Raw genomic sequence first — 17,888 nt, 5'->3', positions numbered from 1 at the left:
GTTTCAATCTTCGAAGAAGGATTGGCTGAGGACCTGTCTCTGCTACCAATTCATCTTTAAGATTAACTTTTACCAGTTGCGAAATCACTGCTGGAACTTTTGAGCTTCGTTTCGTAAAGTAAAGTGACCTGACCTAGTTTTAAAATGTTATCTGGATCAACTAACTTGACCGCATGGTAGGCGTCATCAATGAATTCAATTCGATAGGTGGTAAAGAAATCACCGCCAGGCTCAGGCATTGGTTGAATCTCAAGCTCATAACCAGAAATACCAGATTTATTCTTGATAGGCTTAATCTTCAGAATATCGAAACCTGCTGTTTCTGTCTGATTAGGAGGCCAAATTATCAACCAAGAATCATAGAAGAAAACTGCCGCCTCTGATTGTGACATCGTCTCAATTGACGTTAAATCAATCGCTTGCCAGCGTGCCTCGGTAAAATCCTTTTTTGAATTAACCTGTTCCTTTTTGCCGGAAGTATAAATTTGGTTATACAAGTCGATAAAGTGATTGCCATCAGGATTATTAATGAATTTACTGCTGCTAACATTGCTGACTGATTTTTTAGAAGTATTAGCCGACTGGCTAGGTCTGGCGGAGCGGTCAAATCGGGAGATGAGACCGCCAGCCACCAATAAAGTGATAAAAAGCGTAACGACGACAGCCAAGATAGTTTTCTTACGCAACACATTCACTCCAAGTCTAAAAAATTAAGAATTGTCAATAAACCTGAAACGTTCTTGTCTCATAATACGTGCGTCGGGAATAAGTACCATCTGTATTATAATAGACGGTTTCATCGTATGGATTTCTGTACACTGTGAAACCATGTGGATAATTAATTGTTTCGGTTTTATACGTTTTCGAATAAGTAACTACCCATTGGCCTCCTTCCCACTTTTCTTCAATATAGAGATAACTTGGTAACGTCACGACCTTGGCCAAAATTCCTTGGGTTGAATTTAGGTTAAGAGTTGCCGCGCTGACATTCACAGTTGGTAATGCTACAAGCGAAAATAATAAGACACCAACACTACAAATTGCTCTTAAACTTAATTTTCTCAATCTGTCTGCCTCCCAACTCAATTATTAATTGGCGTATAGTAATAAGTACGCGTTTCAAACCGCTGAACTTTTGGCGTTTGCTGTGTATCACTGGGTCCAGATTCACTAACATTGGAAACCGTATATTCTGTTTTAAACGATTTTACATACGAAACGGTTGTATATGAAATTGCATCTTCACTCACGACAAACCAAGGTGAGTTTTCGTTTGCACGTAGTAACCATACATTAGTTTTATATGGCATTTGGGCCACCTTTGCCATCGCAGACTGTGTGGAATCAGTCGCCTGAGTTGCGGCTCCAACATTACTCGTAGAAACTGAAGCTAAGGAAATTCCAACAAGTGCAGCAAAAATAATCAATGATTTTTTCATATTTGTAGTTCCTCTCATTTTTTGAAACCGATTTCACGATTAATTATATTCCACATCACAAGCAAAGTCTATGGCTTTTTAAATAATATTAGAAATAATTTCATTGTTAAGAATCAAACCAATTATTATTTAATTTATAACGGCAATTAATTGGCTCATCATTAAATCTAGCTACGTCACAATGGCGATTTCCGACAATATCCCCTTCAAGAATACTGTTGTTGTCGACTCTAAGCCGTCTAATAATGATGTAACATAAATTATCATTTCTGGGCTCATTTTACCCTTCGGTCTTATTACTGCATGGATGAGCTCATACTCAAAGAATGACTGAACTGACAGTAATTCTGAAAAATCGTCAGATAGCGGATCAAGCCGATTAATGAATTTAGCAGCATCATGATTGTCGTGCAAAATGAGAAGTCTTGTGATGGCATGGATTGAGGTTTCTAGAGCAGTTGATAATTGCTGTCTTGAAAGATTAAAATCCATATTTCTCTGTAAGATTTGCGGGAGTACCCTCACTATTGTCTTAACGGTTGCACCTGGAAGCACTTGTTTAAATAAATCAACTTCATAGTCATAAAACTCATTAACCTCTAATAAATACTGACTAATATTGTTTACCTGATGCTGTATTTCAAAGATATTCTTCTGTTTCAATCGCGGCATGACACTGGTAAAGTCATCCATTGTTGCGTTCATGGCGGCAAGAATATCTAAAAAATCTTTAGCTGTAATTGAGGAGCGGCCATTCTCAATGTCTCGATAATGGCGCACCGTCATTATGTTATACGCAACTTCTGACTGAGTTAATTTTTTATCTATTCTTAGCCTGAATTATTCATAGTTCATAAAAATCCCGTCAGTTTTCGTATTTTTTCGAAAACTGACGGGTATGTCTTTATCTTTTGCTGAAATACGATGTTTATCAGTTCTAGCTAGTGAGATCTTTCAACTAACTCAGAATTGCTTTGAACTTTTGGATACACTTGTCCCTTGGTTGTACAGATTTTTTTAATTTTGCCGGTTATTCAATAGCCTGGATACGCTGTAGAGCCTGGTAGAACAGCCGATGGTAAATATGATACGAGCTCAGCCGCAACTGAATGCGTCGGCCAGTATGCACAACACGTGCCGCAACTTTGAATAAACGGATCCGCAATGTGCTAACGCACAAGCCGGAATCATGTTTTGTCAGTGTTAGCTGCTTTAAAAAGTTGACAATATTGTAAGCCAGTACACTAACCATCATCCGGGCAGCATTGGCATTAAACGTTGAACTATCAGTCTTATCGAAAAAGAAACCTGTTTTAGCTTCTTTGATGTAATTTTCCATTTGGCCGCGTTTGTGATACAGTTCGAAGGCAGTTTCAGCCGTTAAATTAGTCAGATTAGTGACGATAAATTCATGTGAAAAGATCAGTTCACCAGCTACTCGAGTTGATTTAATATAAATCTGCCGTGGCTTAGGCCACGATGCTGATTGATAGATTTCAGAGTAGTAATGAGTCTCTTCCTCTTGCCACTGGGTTTGATCATTGATCTTGACGAACTTTTCAGCTAGATTCTGTAATTTTCGATTGCGTTTGAGTCGAATAATGTAAAACACATCTTTGGCTTCACAGACATCGTAAACTTCTGGCGTGGCGAAGCCACTATCACCACGAACCAGAATGTCAGTCGTGGGCAGCTGAGTTTGATAATGCTTTAATAGTGGTGTTAAAAAAGCTTTTACATCTTTGCTGGTGTAGGCATTTCCAGGACGCAAGACAGCTTTCAATAAGTTACCATCTTGATCAGTTGCCAGTAATGGATGATATCCTTCAGTACCATAATGTGCGTTGTAGTTAGTGGCTTCCTGTTTGCCATAAGTGTCTGAGTGAGTCGAATCGATATCAATAATCGTGGCTGTCTGGTTGGTTAATAGTCGAACACGGTCGATCAAAGCCTCATTTAAAGTCTGTAATGTGCTAACACTATCTTTATCAAAGCGTTTTTTCTTTTTTTTGATTTTTAGTTTTTTGACAACCATTTTTGTTAGGCGTTTGAGGAAGTGAAGCTGTTTTCCTCATGTTTTAAAAGCTAGAAATAAATTACAGTGTACGCTCCTTTCTTTTTTCGTTTTGTTGGTTCATTTTCGCCAGTGTGTTCGTGTCGTTTGCTGTGACGAGTACGCAACATAGACACAAAGAAAACACAAGGGCGAGCTTGCTCGTTTATATACCCTTGTGTTTTCGACTGGATATGTTAAGGTAACAAACAGTAAATGACACGTTACAGACTGCAAAATGTACCAACTGAAAAAAGAAAGAATACCGTTGTGTGTTTTATTTCTCGATCAGCTTTTAAAACATGGGGTCCCGAGCGCCTACGAGGAATTTGTATCGATAAGAAATAGATTTAAAAATTTCGCTGTTATTTTGTACATTTAACTTGACGGTGACATCTCTCTATTGTGAGTTATTAGTGGTACAGTTTTCAACCGTTTTAATTATAAAAAAGTGGTGCATTTTTAAATTGGCACAAACAGGTAACGGTTATTGCAGGTGTATTTCTTATCTATGGGTTTAACATGGATTTTATCATTAAAATCATGAGTATTGTCCGAGAGTGATTGGTCTTGCGTATGGTTAACCCTAAAGTTATGGAAATAAGACTTAGAAGCAAACTTAAGAGTGTGTTGATAGTGCATTAAAAATTTTGTATAATAGGAATTGAAGTTAAATTAGATGCTAAAAATTTGTAATTAAGAAGGAGGGATTCGTCATGTTGGTATTCCAAATGCGTTATGTAGATAAAACATCTACTGTTTTGAAACAGACTAAAAACAGTGATTACGCAGATAAATAAATACGTTAGATTAATTCCTACCAGTGACTAATCTTATGACTTTTTAAACAGATAACTAAAATTACAAACAAATCGTTTAACTTCTGTATTTGTTTATAGATGTAATCACTTCAGGAGTGATTACATGAACAAAAATATAAAATATTCTCAAAACTTTTTAACGAGTGAAAAAGTACTCAACCAAATAATAAAACAATTGAATTTAAAAGAAACCGATACCGTTTACGAAATTGGAACAGGTAAAGGGCATTTAACGACGAAACTGGCTAAAATAAGTAAACAGGTAACGTCTATTGAATTAGACAGTCATCTATTCAACTTATCGTCAGAAAAATTAAAACTGAACATTCGTGTCACTTTAATTCACCAAGATATTCTACAGTTTCAATTCCCTAACAAACAGAGGTATAAAATTGTTGGGAATATTCCTTACCATTTAAGCACACAAATTATTAAAAAAGTGGTTTTTGAAAGCCATGCGTCTGACATCTATCTGATTGTTGAAGAAGGATTCTACAAGCGTACCTTGGATATTCACCGAACACTAGGGTTGCTCTTGCACACTCAAGTCTCGATTCAGCAATTGCTTAAGCTGCCAGCGGAATGCTTTCATCCTAAACCAAAAGTAAACAGTGTCTTAATAAAACTTACCCGCCATACCACAGATGTTCCAGATAAATATTGGAAGCTATATACGTACTTTGTTTCAAAATGGGTCAATCGAGAATATCGTCAACTGTTTACTAAAAATCAGTTTCATCAAGCAATGAAACACGCCAAAGTAAACAATTTAAGTACCGTTACTTATGAGCAAGTATTGTCTATTTTTAATAGTTATCTATTATTTAACGGGAGGAAATAATTCTATGAGTCGCTTTTGTAAATTTGGAAAGTTACACGTTACTAAAGGGAATGTAGATAAATTATTAGGTATAGGGCACCTCTAATAACTACCAATTAATTCACCTCAAAATGAAATTAGAAAAAAACAGCGAAATTTTTAAATCTATTTCTTATCGATACAAATTCCTCGTAGGCGCTCGGGACCCCAACATGAGGAAATGTTTTTATAAAAAAAGAGTAGTTACCGTTTTTTGGTAACTACTCTTTTCCTTTTTTAAGGTTTAAATACCTGGAAGTTTAGGTGTTTTGGGTATTGGTGGTGTAGGTGGCTGCAAGCTTTCCAATTTTTGTTGAATTGCTTTAAATTCAGGTGTCTCTTGGTGTTTATTTAGAACCATTTTTTGCTCTATTCGTTCTAAAGTCGGTTGAATTTCTTTCCCTGATACTTTACGATTCAATTCTTTTTCTAAGGTTTCTTTTGGACTAATAGAAGGTGTTTCCAAACTTGAATAGAGTTTTACTCCTTCTCTGTTATATAGCCTTATATCGCTAAATAAGCCCGTTTTATGAAGGGTTTCTAAATTGGTCGGTAAGTTTTTGACAACAATATCATGCGCTTGTTTTGGTGTTGCCCTGGCTGTCATTGGATCATCTGCATACATGGTTTCATATCGTTCAATTGTTCCTAAATATGAGTTGATTTTAGGTACTGCCATGACATACATTTTTGTTTCATAACCTTTGGCTTGAAGCATTGTTGCGGTTTGAATAGGAACGTCTGTTGTTCGTCCTGTACCTTCGATCACCAAATTATACCCTTGATCGCTCAAACGGCTTATGATCGCTTCTGTCATGCGATTAGAATAAGGGGTAACGTGTTTTACTACGTCTTTTTCATAAAGTTTCACTAGTTCATCAAAATTAGGGTGCTGTTGTTTAAAGGTATCATTATCAATGACAATAACATTCCCTTGTGTTTCTTCAAAAATTGCTGATCGCAAACTGGTTTTCCCTGACCCTGGTTGCCCACCAAGTAAAAAAGCGGTTGGCGATTCAACCGCTTTTTTTCCTTGAATCAATTCTTCTAAATTATCATTTAAGCGATTCTCAAATTGTTTGTCAGTAAAATTGACTATATTTGCCATATTAAGCCACTTTCTCTTTATTCAAAACTTGTTTTGAGTAACGATTCATTGACCGCCAATACTCATGAACGGCTTGTAATTCTTCTAAAGAATAATCAAAAAGATTTACACGTTTTGCAAGCTTTAATTGGTTTAATAAATTGACTTCCAATAATTGAGAGTCATTTTTATTTAATTCATGGTTCAAAACATAGTTTAATACTCGATTATAAACGCTTGCCGATAATTCGTTAATGATCTCTATTTCAAATGTTTTTTCATACGTAACTGCCATTTCATTTTCACTCCTTTTAAAGTTTGTCAGGTAAATATTTCCGTATATATTCTTCTAAGGCTTGATCCATAACTTCTTTTACGTTTCCGCCATTCTTTGCTGTTTCGATTTTTATGATATGGTGCAAGTCAGCACGAACACGAACCGTCTTATCTCCCATTATATCTTTTTTTGCACTGATTGGTGTATCATTTCGTTTTGCTTTTTGTGCGCCTAAATTTCCCACAATCACTCACTTCTTTCTATTTCTTCTTACTCTTATTTTATCATCAACAATCACAAATCACAAGTGATTTGTGATTAATCACTTGTGATTTGTGATTCTATTCTTTTTCGTTTTCTAATTGAATAATTCGCTCAAGCATTTCAAAAAATACGTTCTTATACATGGATAAAACTTTTTTGTCATAGCCTTTATGCTCTGTAATGCCGTTTTTAGACCAGGTACTTACTTTATTACTTCGCTTGATAATATTTTGGAAAACCAAGTTATCTTCTTTATGTTGCTTATACAGTTCTTCCAGGTTTGATTTTATCGTTGCGCTGTCCGTATCAACTAAATAAGGAACAAAACCGATCATATCTAGTCCAGGGTTAAATTGTTCTTGTAAATCAATCAAATAGGAAATATAGTTTTGAATGTTGTTTGTACTTTCTTCTTCTGCTTGTAAAGGGATCATAACGTAATCACTCGCCACGATTGCATTATTTGTATAAACGCTTGGCGTTGGTACAGTATCAATAATAATGAGATCATAGTCACTTTTTAAAGGTGCTAAAAGAGTAGCAAGCAATCTACTTTCATTTTCAAACGTCCATGAACGAGTTAATTTTGGCAGTAACATCAAATCAAACGTGCCAGGGATCAAGTCTAAATTATCAGTCAAATGAACAATAGAAGAAGCCAAGTTTCCATTTTTCAAGCCTTCATAAAAATTAACACGTGGCAATTCTACCTTAAAAGTTTTTGCTAAGTCTTTTGTCAATGTTGCTTGTAAGTCCTTATCGATCATTAAAACTTTTAAATTCAATTTGTCTGTCAAGTAAGCAAACATAGTTGATAATTTTGACTTTCCAACACCACCTTTAAAGTAATTATTCAAAATAACAATTGCTTCATTTTTATTGCTTAAAATACGTCTTAATTCTTCAAGTATTTTGAGTTCTTCCTTCTCCATAACTACGCCCCATTCTTTTTTTGTATAGTAATATTGTATCATTAAAAATCACAAATCACAAGTGATTTGTGATTTGTGATAAGTGATTTGTGATAAGTGATTTGTGATTAATATATAAAAGCCCTATTTAAAGGGCTTTTATGCTTATTTTGAGAATGAAATAAAATCAATATATCCCTTTTCCCCGATTTTTACAACGGCATTGTAGGACTTTTTCTCTTTATTTTTGATTCCTTTTACCAGGGTTTCTTTTCCCTCCAGTAATTCTTTTACATTTGTTTTAGTGAGTTTTTTCTTTCTAAAATGTTCAGCTAAAGTGAACTTACATTCAGGATAATTTGAACAACCATAAAACGATTTTTTTAATACAATATTATTGCCGCACTTAGGACATTTGCCTACAATACTTTTTTCTGCTTCTTTTTCTTTCTGTTCCTGGTAATCAGAAAAATTTAGTTTTTCTATATCGGTAGGTACAGCTTCCAGTAAATGAACAATGAATTTTTTGATATTCGTAATAAAGTTCTCTTGATTGCCTTCTCTTTTACCGATTTTTTTTAAATACGTTTCCCATTTAGCCGTCATTTCAGCACTCGTTAAGAGGTGCTGACTTTCAACTGCCTGGCACAATAATTTTCCTTTTTCAGTCACAACAAGTTTATTTTTAATGACTTGGATATATTCTTTTTGTTTCAAGGCTTCAATAATGCTTGCTCTTGTCGCTTCTGTTCCGATACCCTCCGTATCTTTTAAAATCTTTTGAGCTTCTTCATCATCAATGGTTTTACCAGCGGTTTTCATAGCGGTTAAAAGTGTACCCTCTGTAAAAGCTTTCGGCGGTTGTGTTTCTTTCTCGGCACTCTTAACGTCAACTTCGGCATGTTCGCCAATGATAACCAATGGTAACGTTTGAACGTCCTCTTTTTCTTCTTTATTTTGTTGTTTAAAAAGAATTTTCCACCCTTCTTGTTTTGGTGTCTTGCCTATTGATTGAAAAAGTAAGTCGGCTACTTTGGTTTGTATCTTGGTTTCTTCATACAAGTAATCAGGTAAAAACATGGCAACGGTCGTTTTAACGACTAAAGCATAAATTTTTCGTTGTAAATCGTCCATTTTCGCTAATGCAGATTCGGTAGGTACTTGTTTTGTTGGGATAATGGCGTGGTGTTCCTGTACCTTACTACCGTCCACATAACGCTTTCTAGGCTCTGTTTGAACCATTTCAAGATCAAGTCCTAAAAAACCGCTATATTTGCCAAAATTCGCTTTTAAATAAGCAAATTCGTTCTCTGTAATAAATGGTGTATCTGTTCTTGGATAACTCAATAATTTTGCTTCATACAGCCCTTGCATAGCTTTTAAAGTTTGGCTCGCTGTCGCTTTATAAAGCTGATTGACTTTTGATTGCAAACTACTTAAAGAAAACAGACTAGGACTATTCGTTTTTTTCTCTTTGGTTTGCACGTCAGTGATTCTGCCCTCGCCAAAAACGTGATATTGTTGCTTGTGAAGCCAAAGACGGTTTATCCAATAATAATTTAAAAAGCGGTTCTTTTTCTAAAAAAGTTGCCGCAGAATCTGCGCTATAACCAGCAATAATCTGAAGAATTAACTGTTTTAAGATACTAGAATTACTGTGTTGACAATATCGTCGCTGGTCATTGAACCTCAATAGTTTGTCGGCCAAGATGGTGAACTGGAATTTTGCCATCAGCTCTACACACAATGTTAGCCCGCCATCGGAAGATAATTGACCACCCGTATGCGATACTAAAATGTTTTTGTTGAAATTTAATGCCATTTCCTGTAAAGTTTTCAATATAGAGTCCTCTTCTCTCATGTGGTTTTGTTTAGCAATTTAACTATACCAGAGCTGAGGCTCTTTTTGTGTACTTAAAAGGTGAAAATACAAAATACCCATCAAACGCGTGATGCATGTGTTTGATGGGTATTTTGCATATCTTTGTGAATAAATCAGGCTTAGTATCCTTAAACCATCACCGATTGCAGCTTTATCCATAATATCCACTCCTAAACTAGCACTTAGCTAATTTTAGAACGAAATTATGTGTAAATTGCTTTTTTTGCGGAAGGATCCTTCCGGTGTTTTACATTTCGCCGCTTCTTCGTGTCACAATGGTCTTGTTCTCGAGAACAAATTTGTGCACTGACACAGTTAGGAGCAAAACAATGCTCGATCACCTTGGCAATATTATCTTTGGCGGTGCTTGGTCGCTGATGCCTTTCTATTTAGGGGTGCTGCTGATTCGCGTCATTTTTATTTCAGCAGATTATGGCAGTAAGAAGTTCGGTAAGACGTTACTGAATTTCCTACTGACCGAGGTCATCAGTTGTTGCTTGATGGGCATGTGTGCCATCATCGATCAACTGTTACCCTACCTGAATATTAGTTGGAATTGGAGTGTGGCAACTTTCTTCGGGTTGATCATTATCTTTGAAGAAATGCTTTGGATCATTTCCAAATCAAGCAAATACGTCAATGTCGGTTTCTTACGACAAACAGTTTCAAACTTGCTTCAGATTGTTCAACAACACACTGAGAAATGAGGTCTTGTCAATTATGGCAGATGAAATGGTATTAGAAGTACAAAAATGGTTAAACACAACTTATGCAGGTAAAGCTGGTTATGATCAAGCACCGGAGGATGGTCAAACCGGTTGGTCGACGATTTACTCCCTGCGTGAAGGGCTACAAATCGAGACTCACGCTGAGGGTGTTGGTCAAGGTTTCGGTGAAGCAACTCGTGCCGCTGTGGCTAAGATAGTTAGTCAATTGAAGCCAGGCTATGCTAATAAGAACATTACCAAACTGATCAAAGGGGCGTTCTGGTGCAAAGGGATTACACCCAGTGACTTTAGCGATGTTTACAGTGCGGCAACTCAAGCAGCTTTCGAGGAATTACAATCAGATGCTGGGTTAACGGCGAATGGTGTAGTGACTGTCAATCTGATGGCAGCGTTGTTCGATATGTCCGCCTTTGTCCTTGTTCCAAGTGGTAAAGAAAAAGTTCGGGCCCTGCAGCAATGGCTGAATAGTATGTACAGTAATTACACTGGTATTCTTCCCTGCGATGGAATTTATCAACGTGACACAAATGTGGCTTTGATCTATGCACTGCAGCGTGCGCTAGGTATGGCGGCTACTACCGCAAATGGTAATTTCGGACCTGGTACAGATTCTGCTCTAAAGAACGTGGTATTGAGTGTAGGTTCAAATAGCGAAATTGCTAGAATCGTGCAATATGGTTTGTATCTAAATGGCTTTTATGGTGGGACGATTTCAACGGCCTACACATCAGCTGTAGGAGCAGCCGTACAGAAGTTTAGTGAATTTATGAAATATGACAATGTTAGTAATACAGCCGGTTATACTGTTATTAAAGGTTTGGTAACTAGCAATGGTGATACAAACCGAAATAGTAACGCCATGGATTGTGCCACACAGCTAACCGCTAGTGATGTTAAAAACATGCATAATATTGGCTTTGACATTGTTGGTCGCTATTTAACGGGTACAGTTGGCACCGGTTCATCCGAACGTGCAAAGAATTTAACTTCAACAGAAGTTAAGGCAATTCTGGATAATGGTATGAAGTTCTTCCCGATTTATGAAGATGGCGGCTACTATGAAGGATATTTTACCGCGGCGCAAGGTACTGAAGATGCACAATTAGCTGCTGTTGCTGCAGCAAACTTAGGGTTACCATATGGGACAACAATCTACTTCGCCGTGGATGTGGATGTCCAAGACGGTGATATTGCTGGAACTATCTTGCCATACCTAAAAGCTGTTGCAAGTCAACTAAGTGGCAGTTGGTATCGTCCAGGTGTTTATGGCACCCGTAATGTTTGCCTCCACGCACAAGATTCACTCGGTTATAAGAATAGTTATGTCGCGGACATGTCATATGGGTGGAGTGGTAACTTAGGATTCAGAATGCCAGAAAACTGGGCATTTGATCAATTTGTCGAATATACAGCCTATGGCATCGACATTGATCAGTCAGCTGCATCAGGACGTGATGCTGGTGTATCCAAAATTTCTACTGAGCAACAAGAAAATCCACAGATTTTCATGGCCCATCAACTGATGAAAAAATTCCCCGCATTTAATGACTTATTTGCAGACGTTAACTGGACAGTTGCAACACCTGAACAGCATATCACGACAGTTGCGGCGGATTATTACATGACATTAACCAATGAATGGTCTGGTATTGCAGTCGATGACCAAACCGGAGTCTTGAATATCAAAGATGGTCAAGTCATGGATGCAATCAACGATACTGCCGAAGACTTCAATACGGCTCTTTCTGGCATTGAATCTGGAGATTATCTGGGGACCTTTAATGAGCTAGCCCCAATGATTGGTAATGGTGCCATTAAAGCTGGACTAGCTATTAGGAACGGCGCTGTCGGTATTAAAGTAAGTATTGAAGGCTCAACCAAAGTGGAAAACTCGTCTGCTTCACTTGAGTCTAAATACACGCTGACAATGGAAACATACGTTCATCGTAATATTCCTAACCTACCTGTAACCGATTATGATAATTTATATAATCCAGTATCTACGAAACAACCTTTTGAATTGCCGGTTACGACCCTTGGCATTTGTTTAGGTATCACGGCGGTATTCTTGGCAGTGATCTATTTACCAGTTGCAGCAGTTACTGTAGCAGTAGCGACTGCCATTGATGGTGTACTTAAACTAGTAGTACGACTAATGAATTTTTCCCCAGCACTATAGAAATTAGGCCATCAAATTAATAAATGAGGCCGGAGTATAGATTAAGAATGGCTGCATATTCCTTTTTCACGCGGAATATGTGGCCACTTTTAATCTATTCAATAACTAAACTAATATAGTCTCATATGCCTTAATAACGAGGTAAAATTACTTTTTAATATTCAAAAATTCAGATTTTACAGCTGTATATTGGCAGTTATACATATGTTACTCAGCCTTATTTTTGCCAAATTGATTGTCATTGAACATTGTGCTAGTATTAATATTATTTAAATGAGGTGAACAAATTGAATTCATTAATTTATGTAAGCAGTCCTTATCTCATTTTTATCATACTCTGGCTAATTGTTGTCCTAATATCTAAACGTAACACACGAAACTTTCAGCGGTATATGATGAAGAAGTATAACTGGTCCAAAAGTGAATTTGCTAGCAAAGAAAAAGTACAACGAACCGCCGCAATAAACAGAGTCCCCTTCCTTGCTCAAATACTGCCGCTGGCTTTGATTTTGGCCACAATCATTGCTTTCATAGTTAGTTGGAGTCTGTTACTACTAAGTTTTTCGAATTATTCCAGTGCGTGTTTAACCATGATTATTATTTTAGGACTAGACCTTCTTTTTATTGGACCATCTTTTTTTTACGCGGAGAAAAAGAGATCCACCTACAGGAGCAAATTTGCTGAATTTAATAATAAAAAAAGAACGCCCTTATATGCTGCTTTGGTCCCCACAATTATCAATTTAATTTCATTATTCTTATTTGTCTTAATTCGTATTCAAAATTGATTGCAAAGACAGAAACTATAACCTGATTTATTCATAAAAAAAGTGCGTGGTGCTAAAATCCATTGACTGACTTGGCATCACGCACTTTTTAATTTACACCGAATGGGTGTAAAAAACTCCACCATGTTATCGTGAAGTTACCAACCGAACGATACATGAAGAAAAGGATTTCTCACTTATGAGTTTACAGGCGAAAAAGCTAAACTTCAAGGAAACCTTGATAATTACTAATACCAGTGGTGTTATCTAGCAATGCAGGTATCGTACAATTAAAAGAGTTTATTGAAAAGTCCGGACTTAAATCCGGGACCTGAATCTTTCTATAAAGGCTAGTTCACTACCTTTTTAAAACGAAAGTAGACGATATTCTATATATAACAAACAAATTATAGAATACAGGATGGGCAACATGGACATCTCAAATCTAGTTTTTTACCTTATCTATACTTTTTGATCATTTGGCCAATATTAATATGCTTAGCTCGGCGGCAATTTAAAAAACAAAGAAGATTCATGATGAACAAGTATTCGTGGACCCTAGAAGAGTTTCGGACACAACAAAAACAGCAACAAATGAATTATACTGAAAAAATACCTAGACGTCTGCAAAAACTAATGAATCTAGTAGGTTGGACACTATTCTATTCTTTTCTCATTGCCTTGACACTTATTGTCATAAGTAAAAATCTTTATAATATTTCATATTGGTTAATGATGACAGTTTTGGTTCTACACAGTGTTGTTGCTTCTACAATTGTTTATAACTATCAAAAGAGTAGAAGTCTTATTCAAGGAGATTTCTCTGAATTTAATACTGGTAAAACTATTCCAATTAAAAGTGCATTAATAATGTTTACTATTGATTTAATTTTACTTGTGCCGTTTGTTTGGTGTTACGTTCTCGTCAATCCTTAATACTCATTTTTACTAATTCCAGTAATCATTTTCCTACAAAATTAGTATCAAACAGCTCAACCAACACGTTAATCACGTCTGACAATAATTCAGGAAAATTCAAGGGCTGGCACTAAGCAGTCAACCATTTAAATTCTTTCATATATGCTTCCCCATTATCTCTGACAAAATCTCGGTCAATCTTAATCTCTTGGCTTGTATTTATTGGTATAACAAGGCTTGTCATACCCACTTACAGACACATTAGCTTCCCAAGCTGAAGTCGCGAGTCCGATTCTCGTCACCCGCTTAATCATTGGAATCCTTGGTCGCTAAGGGTTCTTTTTTTGTGCTGTCAGCCGCTACGAATCAGGAAAACGCCATTCAGACAAGGAAAGAAATCCATAGATAGGTCCATGCCCTGGTCAGTCAACGAGGGTAATCCGCTAGAATGCGTTTTTGATCATGTTCATGTGAGGATCATGGACGGACGTGGCGGTTGCCGAGGTTATTACCTGGGATCAACCAATGAATGGTCTGTTATTGCCGTTGACGATCAAATCGGAATTTTAGCATTATCAATATGCCTCGGCTTTAATTTCTTTGATTGATTGGTTTTTATCTTTATGCTAGTATTAGCATTATTTAATGAGGTGAAAAAATTGAGTTCTTTAATTTATCTAAGCAGTCCCTATCTCATTTTTATCTTACTATGGCTGATTGTTGTCCTAATATCTAAACATAACACGCGAAACTTTCAGCGCTATATGATGAAGAAGTACAACTGGTCAATCAGCAAATTTATTAGTCAGGAAAGATTACAACAAGACGCCGCAATGAGTGTAATTCCATTCTTTATTAAGGCGATACTAATTGCTTTTATTTTGGCCACGATCACTATTTTCATAATTAGTTTGAGTCTGTTATTTATAAATTTTCCGAATTATTCTGGTGCATACTCGCTTATAACTACCGATCTAGGACTAAACTTAATTTTTATTGGGCCACTAATTTTTTATGTGGAGAAAAAGAAATCCCCCTATCGCGGTGAATTTCCCGAATTTGATAATAAAAAAGGAACGCCCTTATTTACTTCTTTGGTTCCCACAATTATCAATTTGATTTCACTATTTTTATTTATCTTAATTCGCATTCGTCATTGACTGTGAAAACACAATTGATCAAGCTCACTAGACTAGTATCAAAGTCTAGTGAGCTTTGATATCCTCAATGCGACGACCTTTTAATAAGTCCGACCCAAGATCTCGATCCGGTCTTCCAGATTGCAATTGCACTAATGTATCGCTTATGTCGCTTTTAAATCCCGTCCGAGGGCAATGCACCCCTAGAAAGTACTTGATCAAGAAACGCGCAATACAGGCAGGTGTCACTAACCATCATCATTGAAATAAATTTTGTTGGTCTTTTTCTTGCGCTCTGAGCCAACGGTCAACTTTACCGCTGCGCCGTCGCGATACGGGGCAGTCATCCCCATTGCGGACAGTCAATGTCAGCGTCTTCTTATTATAAAGGGTCACATTCGCCATATTGACGATAAAAGAACGATGAACTAACATCAATCGATGATCGGAAAGGTCAATATCCGCCATGTGCCCATAAAATTCAATTCGTTGATTCGCAGTGATCAAAACGATTTTATGCGGCTGCGGTGAGGTTTCAAAATACATCAACTCGGCAAAGGGCAAGTGAACGCTCTTATTCGTGCTTTCAAAGTTAAAATAATCTTGCGGATCAGTTTCATTTGAACGAGTTGCGACATAGGCCAAACTTTCCTCAAGTTGCTCAACAAATCCCGACTCCGGCTGATCTTTAGCAATAAAATCCAACGCCGCCACTTTATACTGATAGGTCAAGGGGGCAAACTCAGAGTGAGTCGTGACAAAAATAATCGTCCCGAACGCGTCTCGTTGACGGATCGATTGTGCGACTTCTAGCCCGCATTTGGCGGAGTTCTTGATTTCAATGTCCAGAAAGTAAATCTGTTGCTGACCAACTTGAGTGAGCCGTGTCAATAGCTCATCTGGCTGACCCGTGGCAATCACCTGATCAACCTCGAATTTACGGCGTTGGGTAATTTCATAAACCTGATCGACAAACTTCTGCCGTTGCCAAACATCATCTTCAAGAATAAAAATATTCATTTTAACTCACGTCCCATCATGACTTGTTGAGTAAATTGTCGTTGCCTTAAACTAGTTTCCAGCGTCACACAGCGATTTGCATCAATGATTTTCATCGCATTAGCCAGACCCTGACCGCGGTTAGGGCCTTTAGTTGAATAGCCCACCTCAAAAATCTGTTTCAGCGAAAGCTGATCGGCTACACAACTATTTTGAATAATCAGAGTCATCTGCTTTTGATCAGCGATCATCGCCAGTCTTAATGTTGGCTGTTCAGTTTCCAGCGCCGCCTCGATCGCGTTATCCAATAAAATCGAGAGTAACCGCACCAGATCTAACAAGTCTAGACTTAAGTCTGCTGGGATCTCTTCTTTGATCTCGATCGTTGTGGCGATCCCAGCTTTTTTAGCTTTCGTTAATTCCCAAAACAAAACGCTCTTGAGTGTGTTGTTTTGGATATTGACCAGCTCGTTGATATTCGTCACATTATTTGTTAGCTTCACATTTGCCGCAACTAGGACATCTTGATAGGCTTGCTGAACCTGTTTCAGATCACCCGTATCAATGCTATCCTGCAGACTGATCAACATATTCTGATAATCATGCCGAAACCCCCGCAATGTCTGGTACATTCCCTCGATCTCGTGGGTATAATGGGTGAGTTGCTCGTATTGTTGATCCTTGACTCGTTCGAGTTGCAGGTGTAAATATGTCTTGGTTTTATTACTGATGAAAGCAATCACAGTTATCAGCATAAATACGTAAATAAACATAATATACTTGGTGTACTCACTGATTGGCGCACTTGCTTGCAGCCTAGCAGCATACACTTCGTAGTAGTAAGCGACAAAGAAAAATATCAAACAAATCGTCAACAAGTAATTTAACGGCCTGATGATTTCCCTTTTGACGAAGACGTCATCTTTTTCCAAAACATCCAATTTGATTTTGAACCCGTGAATGATAAAAAAATGAATAACGATGGGAACAAGCAAGGCAATTATTTTCAAGATAATAATGTGATTTTGATAAAACCGAAGCGGAATCAGCTCAAAGCTCAGCATAGAAATCAGATTTGATAGTAGTAATCCAATAAAAGTGACGTAAACACTGTAAAAATAGGCCAGATCATTTCTTTTGCGATAAGTGCGGCAGCGCAGATAACCATAGAAGAAAATCGGGTATGCCAGAGCACTGACCTGATTAAGTGAAAGATTGAGAAATCCAAATATACATAGAGAGATCAAATAGGCTAGGACATCAAACTTTTTTTGATCGGCCTGATAATAGATCACCCAGTAAAGAGAGCTCTGGATCGTAATGATCAGAATCGATTCAAGGATCGTTAGTGTAGTTGGCATCATGGGCTCCCTTTTTTCTCCGCGCAAATATTTAAGCTAACTGAAAGCTGATCGATCAGCTTCACAATCAAAGTGAAGCCAACCTTTTCTAAGTTTAATTCCTAACAGGTTACTTAGCTCAACCCAAACGCTGCGCTGATCTCGAAATAAGTCGAAAATTTCCGCTAAATTTCGCTAAGCTCAGTATAACTCAAAACTAACAAA

Annotated in this window: 17 protein-coding genes and 2 pseudogenes; 5 read left to right on the top strand and 14 right to left on the bottom strand. The window is 37.2% G+C overall.

The genetic code is table 11. The annotated features are described in order from the left end of the window. Positions 1-62 precede the first annotated feature (62 nt). The 5 genes from OCU21_RS01045 to OCU21_RS01025 form a co-directional block, all read right to left on the bottom strand. Positions 63-686 (bottom strand): hypothetical protein, encoded by a 624-nt coding sequence (locus tag OCU21_RS01045; RefSeq protein WP_125650369.1) that lies wholly within the window; start codon positions 684-686, stop codon positions 63-65. A gap of 34 nt (positions 687-720) precedes the next feature. Continuing rightward, on the bottom strand, positions 721-1,065 hold the full coding sequence (locus tag OCU21_RS01040) for a hypothetical protein (protein WP_125650372.1): 345 nt from the start codon (positions 1,063-1,065) through the stop codon (positions 721-723). A 17-nt stretch (positions 1,066-1,082) separates the two neighbouring features. Continuing rightward, positions 1,083-1,439 carry a hypothetical protein gene (locus OCU21_RS01035; protein ID WP_125650374.1) on the bottom strand — a complete coding sequence of 119 codons (357 nt, stop codon included), beginning with the start codon at positions 1,437-1,439 and terminating at the stop codon, positions 1,083-1,085. Positions 1,440-1,610: 171 nt separating this feature from the next. Further along, positions 1,611-2,267, bottom strand: a complete 657-nt coding sequence (locus OCU21_RS01030; protein WP_261805791.1) for a helix-turn-helix domain-containing protein — start codon at positions 2,265-2,267, stop codon at positions 1,611-1,613. Positions 2,268-2,469: 202 nt separating this feature from the next. After that, positions 2,470-3,387 (bottom strand): IS1380 family transposase, encoded by a 918-nt coding sequence (locus tag OCU21_RS01025; protein ID WP_261805648.1) that lies wholly within the window; start codon positions 3,385-3,387, stop codon positions 2,470-2,472. An 821-nt stretch (positions 3,388-4,208) separates the two neighbouring features. Between OCU21_RS01025 and OCU21_RS01020 the strand changes: the two genes are divergently transcribed. Together OCU21_RS01020 and erm(B) are read left to right on the top strand one after the other, a co-directional pair. Beyond that, positions 4,209-4,292, top strand: coding sequence for a 23S rRNA methyltransferase attenuator leader peptide ErmL (locus OCU21_RS01020; RefSeq protein WP_031929417.1), 84 nt, complete (start codon positions 4,209-4,211; stop codon positions 4,290-4,292). A gap of 121 nt (positions 4,293-4,413) precedes the next feature. Continuing rightward, positions 4,414-5,154, top strand: a pseudogene (gene erm(B), locus OCU21_RS01015) (23S rRNA (adenine(2058)-N(6))-methyltransferase Erm(B)); the annotation flags it as partial. Between the two features lie 262 nt (positions 5,155-5,416). On the opposite strand, the gene OCU21_RS01010 reads toward erm(B), so the two are convergent. The 7 genes and pseudogenes from OCU21_RS01010 to OCU21_RS00980 form a co-directional block, all read right to left on the bottom strand. Beyond that, positions 5,417-6,280 (bottom strand): zeta toxin family protein, encoded by an 864-nt coding sequence (locus OCU21_RS01010; RefSeq protein WP_001284311.1) that lies wholly within the window; start codon positions 6,278-6,280, stop codon positions 5,417-5,419. A gap of 1 nt (position 6,281) precedes the next feature. After that, the gene (locus OCU21_RS01005; RefSeq protein ID WP_000301765.1) at positions 6,282-6,554 is read right to left on the bottom strand and encodes an antitoxin; all 273 of its coding nucleotides are present in this window, start codon (positions 6,552-6,554) and stop codon (positions 6,282-6,284) included. A gap of 16 nt (positions 6,555-6,570) precedes the next feature. Continuing rightward, positions 6,571-6,786: a peptide-binding protein gene (locus OCU21_RS01000; protein ID WP_001835296.1), complete on the bottom strand. Its 216-nt coding sequence runs from the start codon at positions 6,784-6,786 to the stop codon at positions 6,571-6,573. A 91-nt stretch (positions 6,787-6,877) separates the two neighbouring features. Beyond that, entirely contained in the window at positions 6,878-7,774 is an 897-nt protein-coding gene (locus OCU21_RS00995; RefSeq protein ID WP_001835294.1) for a ParA family protein, read from the bottom strand. 102 nt (positions 7,775-7,876) lie between these two features. Further along, positions 7,877-9,214 (bottom strand): annotated as a pseudogene (locus tag OCU21_RS00990) (type IA DNA topoisomerase); the annotation flags it as partial. Next, positions 9,198-9,533 (bottom strand): transposase, encoded by a 336-nt coding sequence (locus OCU21_RS00985; protein ID WP_309297191.1) that lies wholly within the window; start codon positions 9,531-9,533, stop codon positions 9,198-9,200. The pseudogene OCU21_RS00990 and the gene OCU21_RS00985, both read right to left, overlap by 17 nt. Before the next feature lie 57 nt (positions 9,534-9,590). After that, positions 9,591-9,752: a hypothetical protein gene (locus OCU21_RS00980; protein ID WP_261805646.1), complete on the bottom strand. Its 162-nt coding sequence runs from the start codon at positions 9,750-9,752 to the stop codon at positions 9,591-9,593. Between the two features lie 170 nt (positions 9,753-9,922). Here OCU21_RS00980 and OCU21_RS00975 point away from each other — a divergent pair, with 170 nt between their 5' ends. The 3 genes from OCU21_RS00975 (at position 9,923) to OCU21_RS00965 (ending at position 15,345) form a co-directional block, all read left to right on the top strand. Next, the gene (locus OCU21_RS00975) at positions 9,923-10,300 is read left to right on the top strand and encodes a hypothetical protein (RefSeq protein WP_261805645.1); all 378 of its coding nucleotides are present in this window, start codon (positions 9,923-9,925) and stop codon (positions 10,298-10,300) included. A 13-nt stretch (positions 10,301-10,313) separates the two neighbouring features. Next, on the top strand, positions 10,314-12,500 hold the full coding sequence (locus tag OCU21_RS00970) for a glycoside hydrolase domain-containing protein (protein WP_261805644.1): 2,187 nt from the start codon (positions 10,314-10,316) through the stop codon (positions 12,498-12,500). Positions 12,501-14,844: 2,344 nt separating this feature from the next. Beyond that, the gene (locus tag OCU21_RS00965; protein ID WP_261805643.1) at positions 14,845-15,345 is read left to right on the top strand and encodes a hypothetical protein; all 501 of its coding nucleotides are present in this window, start codon (positions 14,845-14,847) and stop codon (positions 15,343-15,345) included. A gap of 237 nt (positions 15,346-15,582) precedes the next feature. On the opposite strand, the gene OCU21_RS00960 is transcribed toward OCU21_RS00965, so the two are convergent. After that, complete coding sequence (locus OCU21_RS00960; protein ID WP_261805642.1) at positions 15,583-16,344, bottom strand: response regulator transcription factor; 762 nt, start codon at positions 16,342-16,344, stop codon at positions 15,583-15,585. Further along, the gene (locus OCU21_RS00955) at positions 16,341-17,687 is read right to left on the bottom strand and encodes a GHKL domain-containing protein (RefSeq protein ID WP_261805641.1); all 1,347 of its coding nucleotides are present in this window, start codon (positions 17,685-17,687) and stop codon (positions 16,341-16,343) included. The genes OCU21_RS00960 and OCU21_RS00955 overlap by 4 nt, the downstream gene beginning before the upstream one ends. Between the last annotated feature and the right edge of the window lie 201 nt (positions 17,688-17,888).

The sequence above is a fragment of the Lapidilactobacillus luobeiensis genome (assembly GCF_024345205.1).
GTDB lineage: Bacteria > Bacillota > Bacilli > Lactobacillales > Lactobacillaceae > Lapidilactobacillus > Lapidilactobacillus luobeiensis.
This window is presented reverse-complemented; position numbering and strand designations above follow the sequence as displayed.

Excerpts from the sequence above, each read along its gene's own strand:
- OCU21_RS01035 (WP_125650374.1), bottom strand. The coding sequence starts at position 1,439 with ATGAAAAAATCATTGATTATTTTTGCTGCACTTGTTGGAATTTCCTTA.
- OCU21_RS01020 (WP_031929417.1), top strand. The coding sequence starts at position 4,209 with ATGTTGGTATTCCAAATGCGTTATGTAGATAAAACATCTACTGTTTTG.
- OCU21_RS01010 (WP_001284311.1), bottom strand. The coding sequence starts at position 6,280 with ATGGCAAATATAGTCAATTTTACTGACAAACAATTTGAGAATCGCTTA.
- OCU21_RS01005 (WP_000301765.1), bottom strand. The coding sequence starts at position 6,554 with ATGGCAGTTACGTATGAAAAAACATTTGAAATAGAGATCATTAACGAA.
- OCU21_RS00995 (WP_001835294.1), bottom strand. The coding sequence starts at position 7,774 with ATGATACAATATTACTATACAAAAAAAGAATGGGGCGTAGTTATGGAG.
- OCU21_RS00985 (WP_309297191.1), bottom strand. The coding sequence starts at position 9,533 with ATGGCATTAAATTTCAACAAAAACATTTTAGTATCGCATACGGGTGGT.
- OCU21_RS00980 (WP_261805646.1), bottom strand. The coding sequence starts at position 9,752 with ATGGATAAAGCTGCAATCGGTGATGGTTTAAGGATACTAAGCCTGATT.
- OCU21_RS00975 (WP_261805645.1), top strand. The coding sequence starts at position 9,923 with ATGCTCGATCACCTTGGCAATATTATCTTTGGCGGTGCTTGGTCGCTG.
- OCU21_RS00970 (WP_261805644.1), top strand. The coding sequence starts at position 10,314 with ATGGCAGATGAAATGGTATTAGAAGTACAAAAATGGTTAAACACAACT.
- OCU21_RS00960 (WP_261805642.1), bottom strand. The coding sequence starts at position 16,344 with ATGAATATTTTTATTCTTGAAGATGATGTTTGGCAACGGCAGAAGTTT.
- OCU21_RS00955 (WP_261805641.1), bottom strand. The coding sequence starts at position 17,687 with ATGATGCCAACTACACTAACGATCCTTGAATCGATTCTGATCATTACG.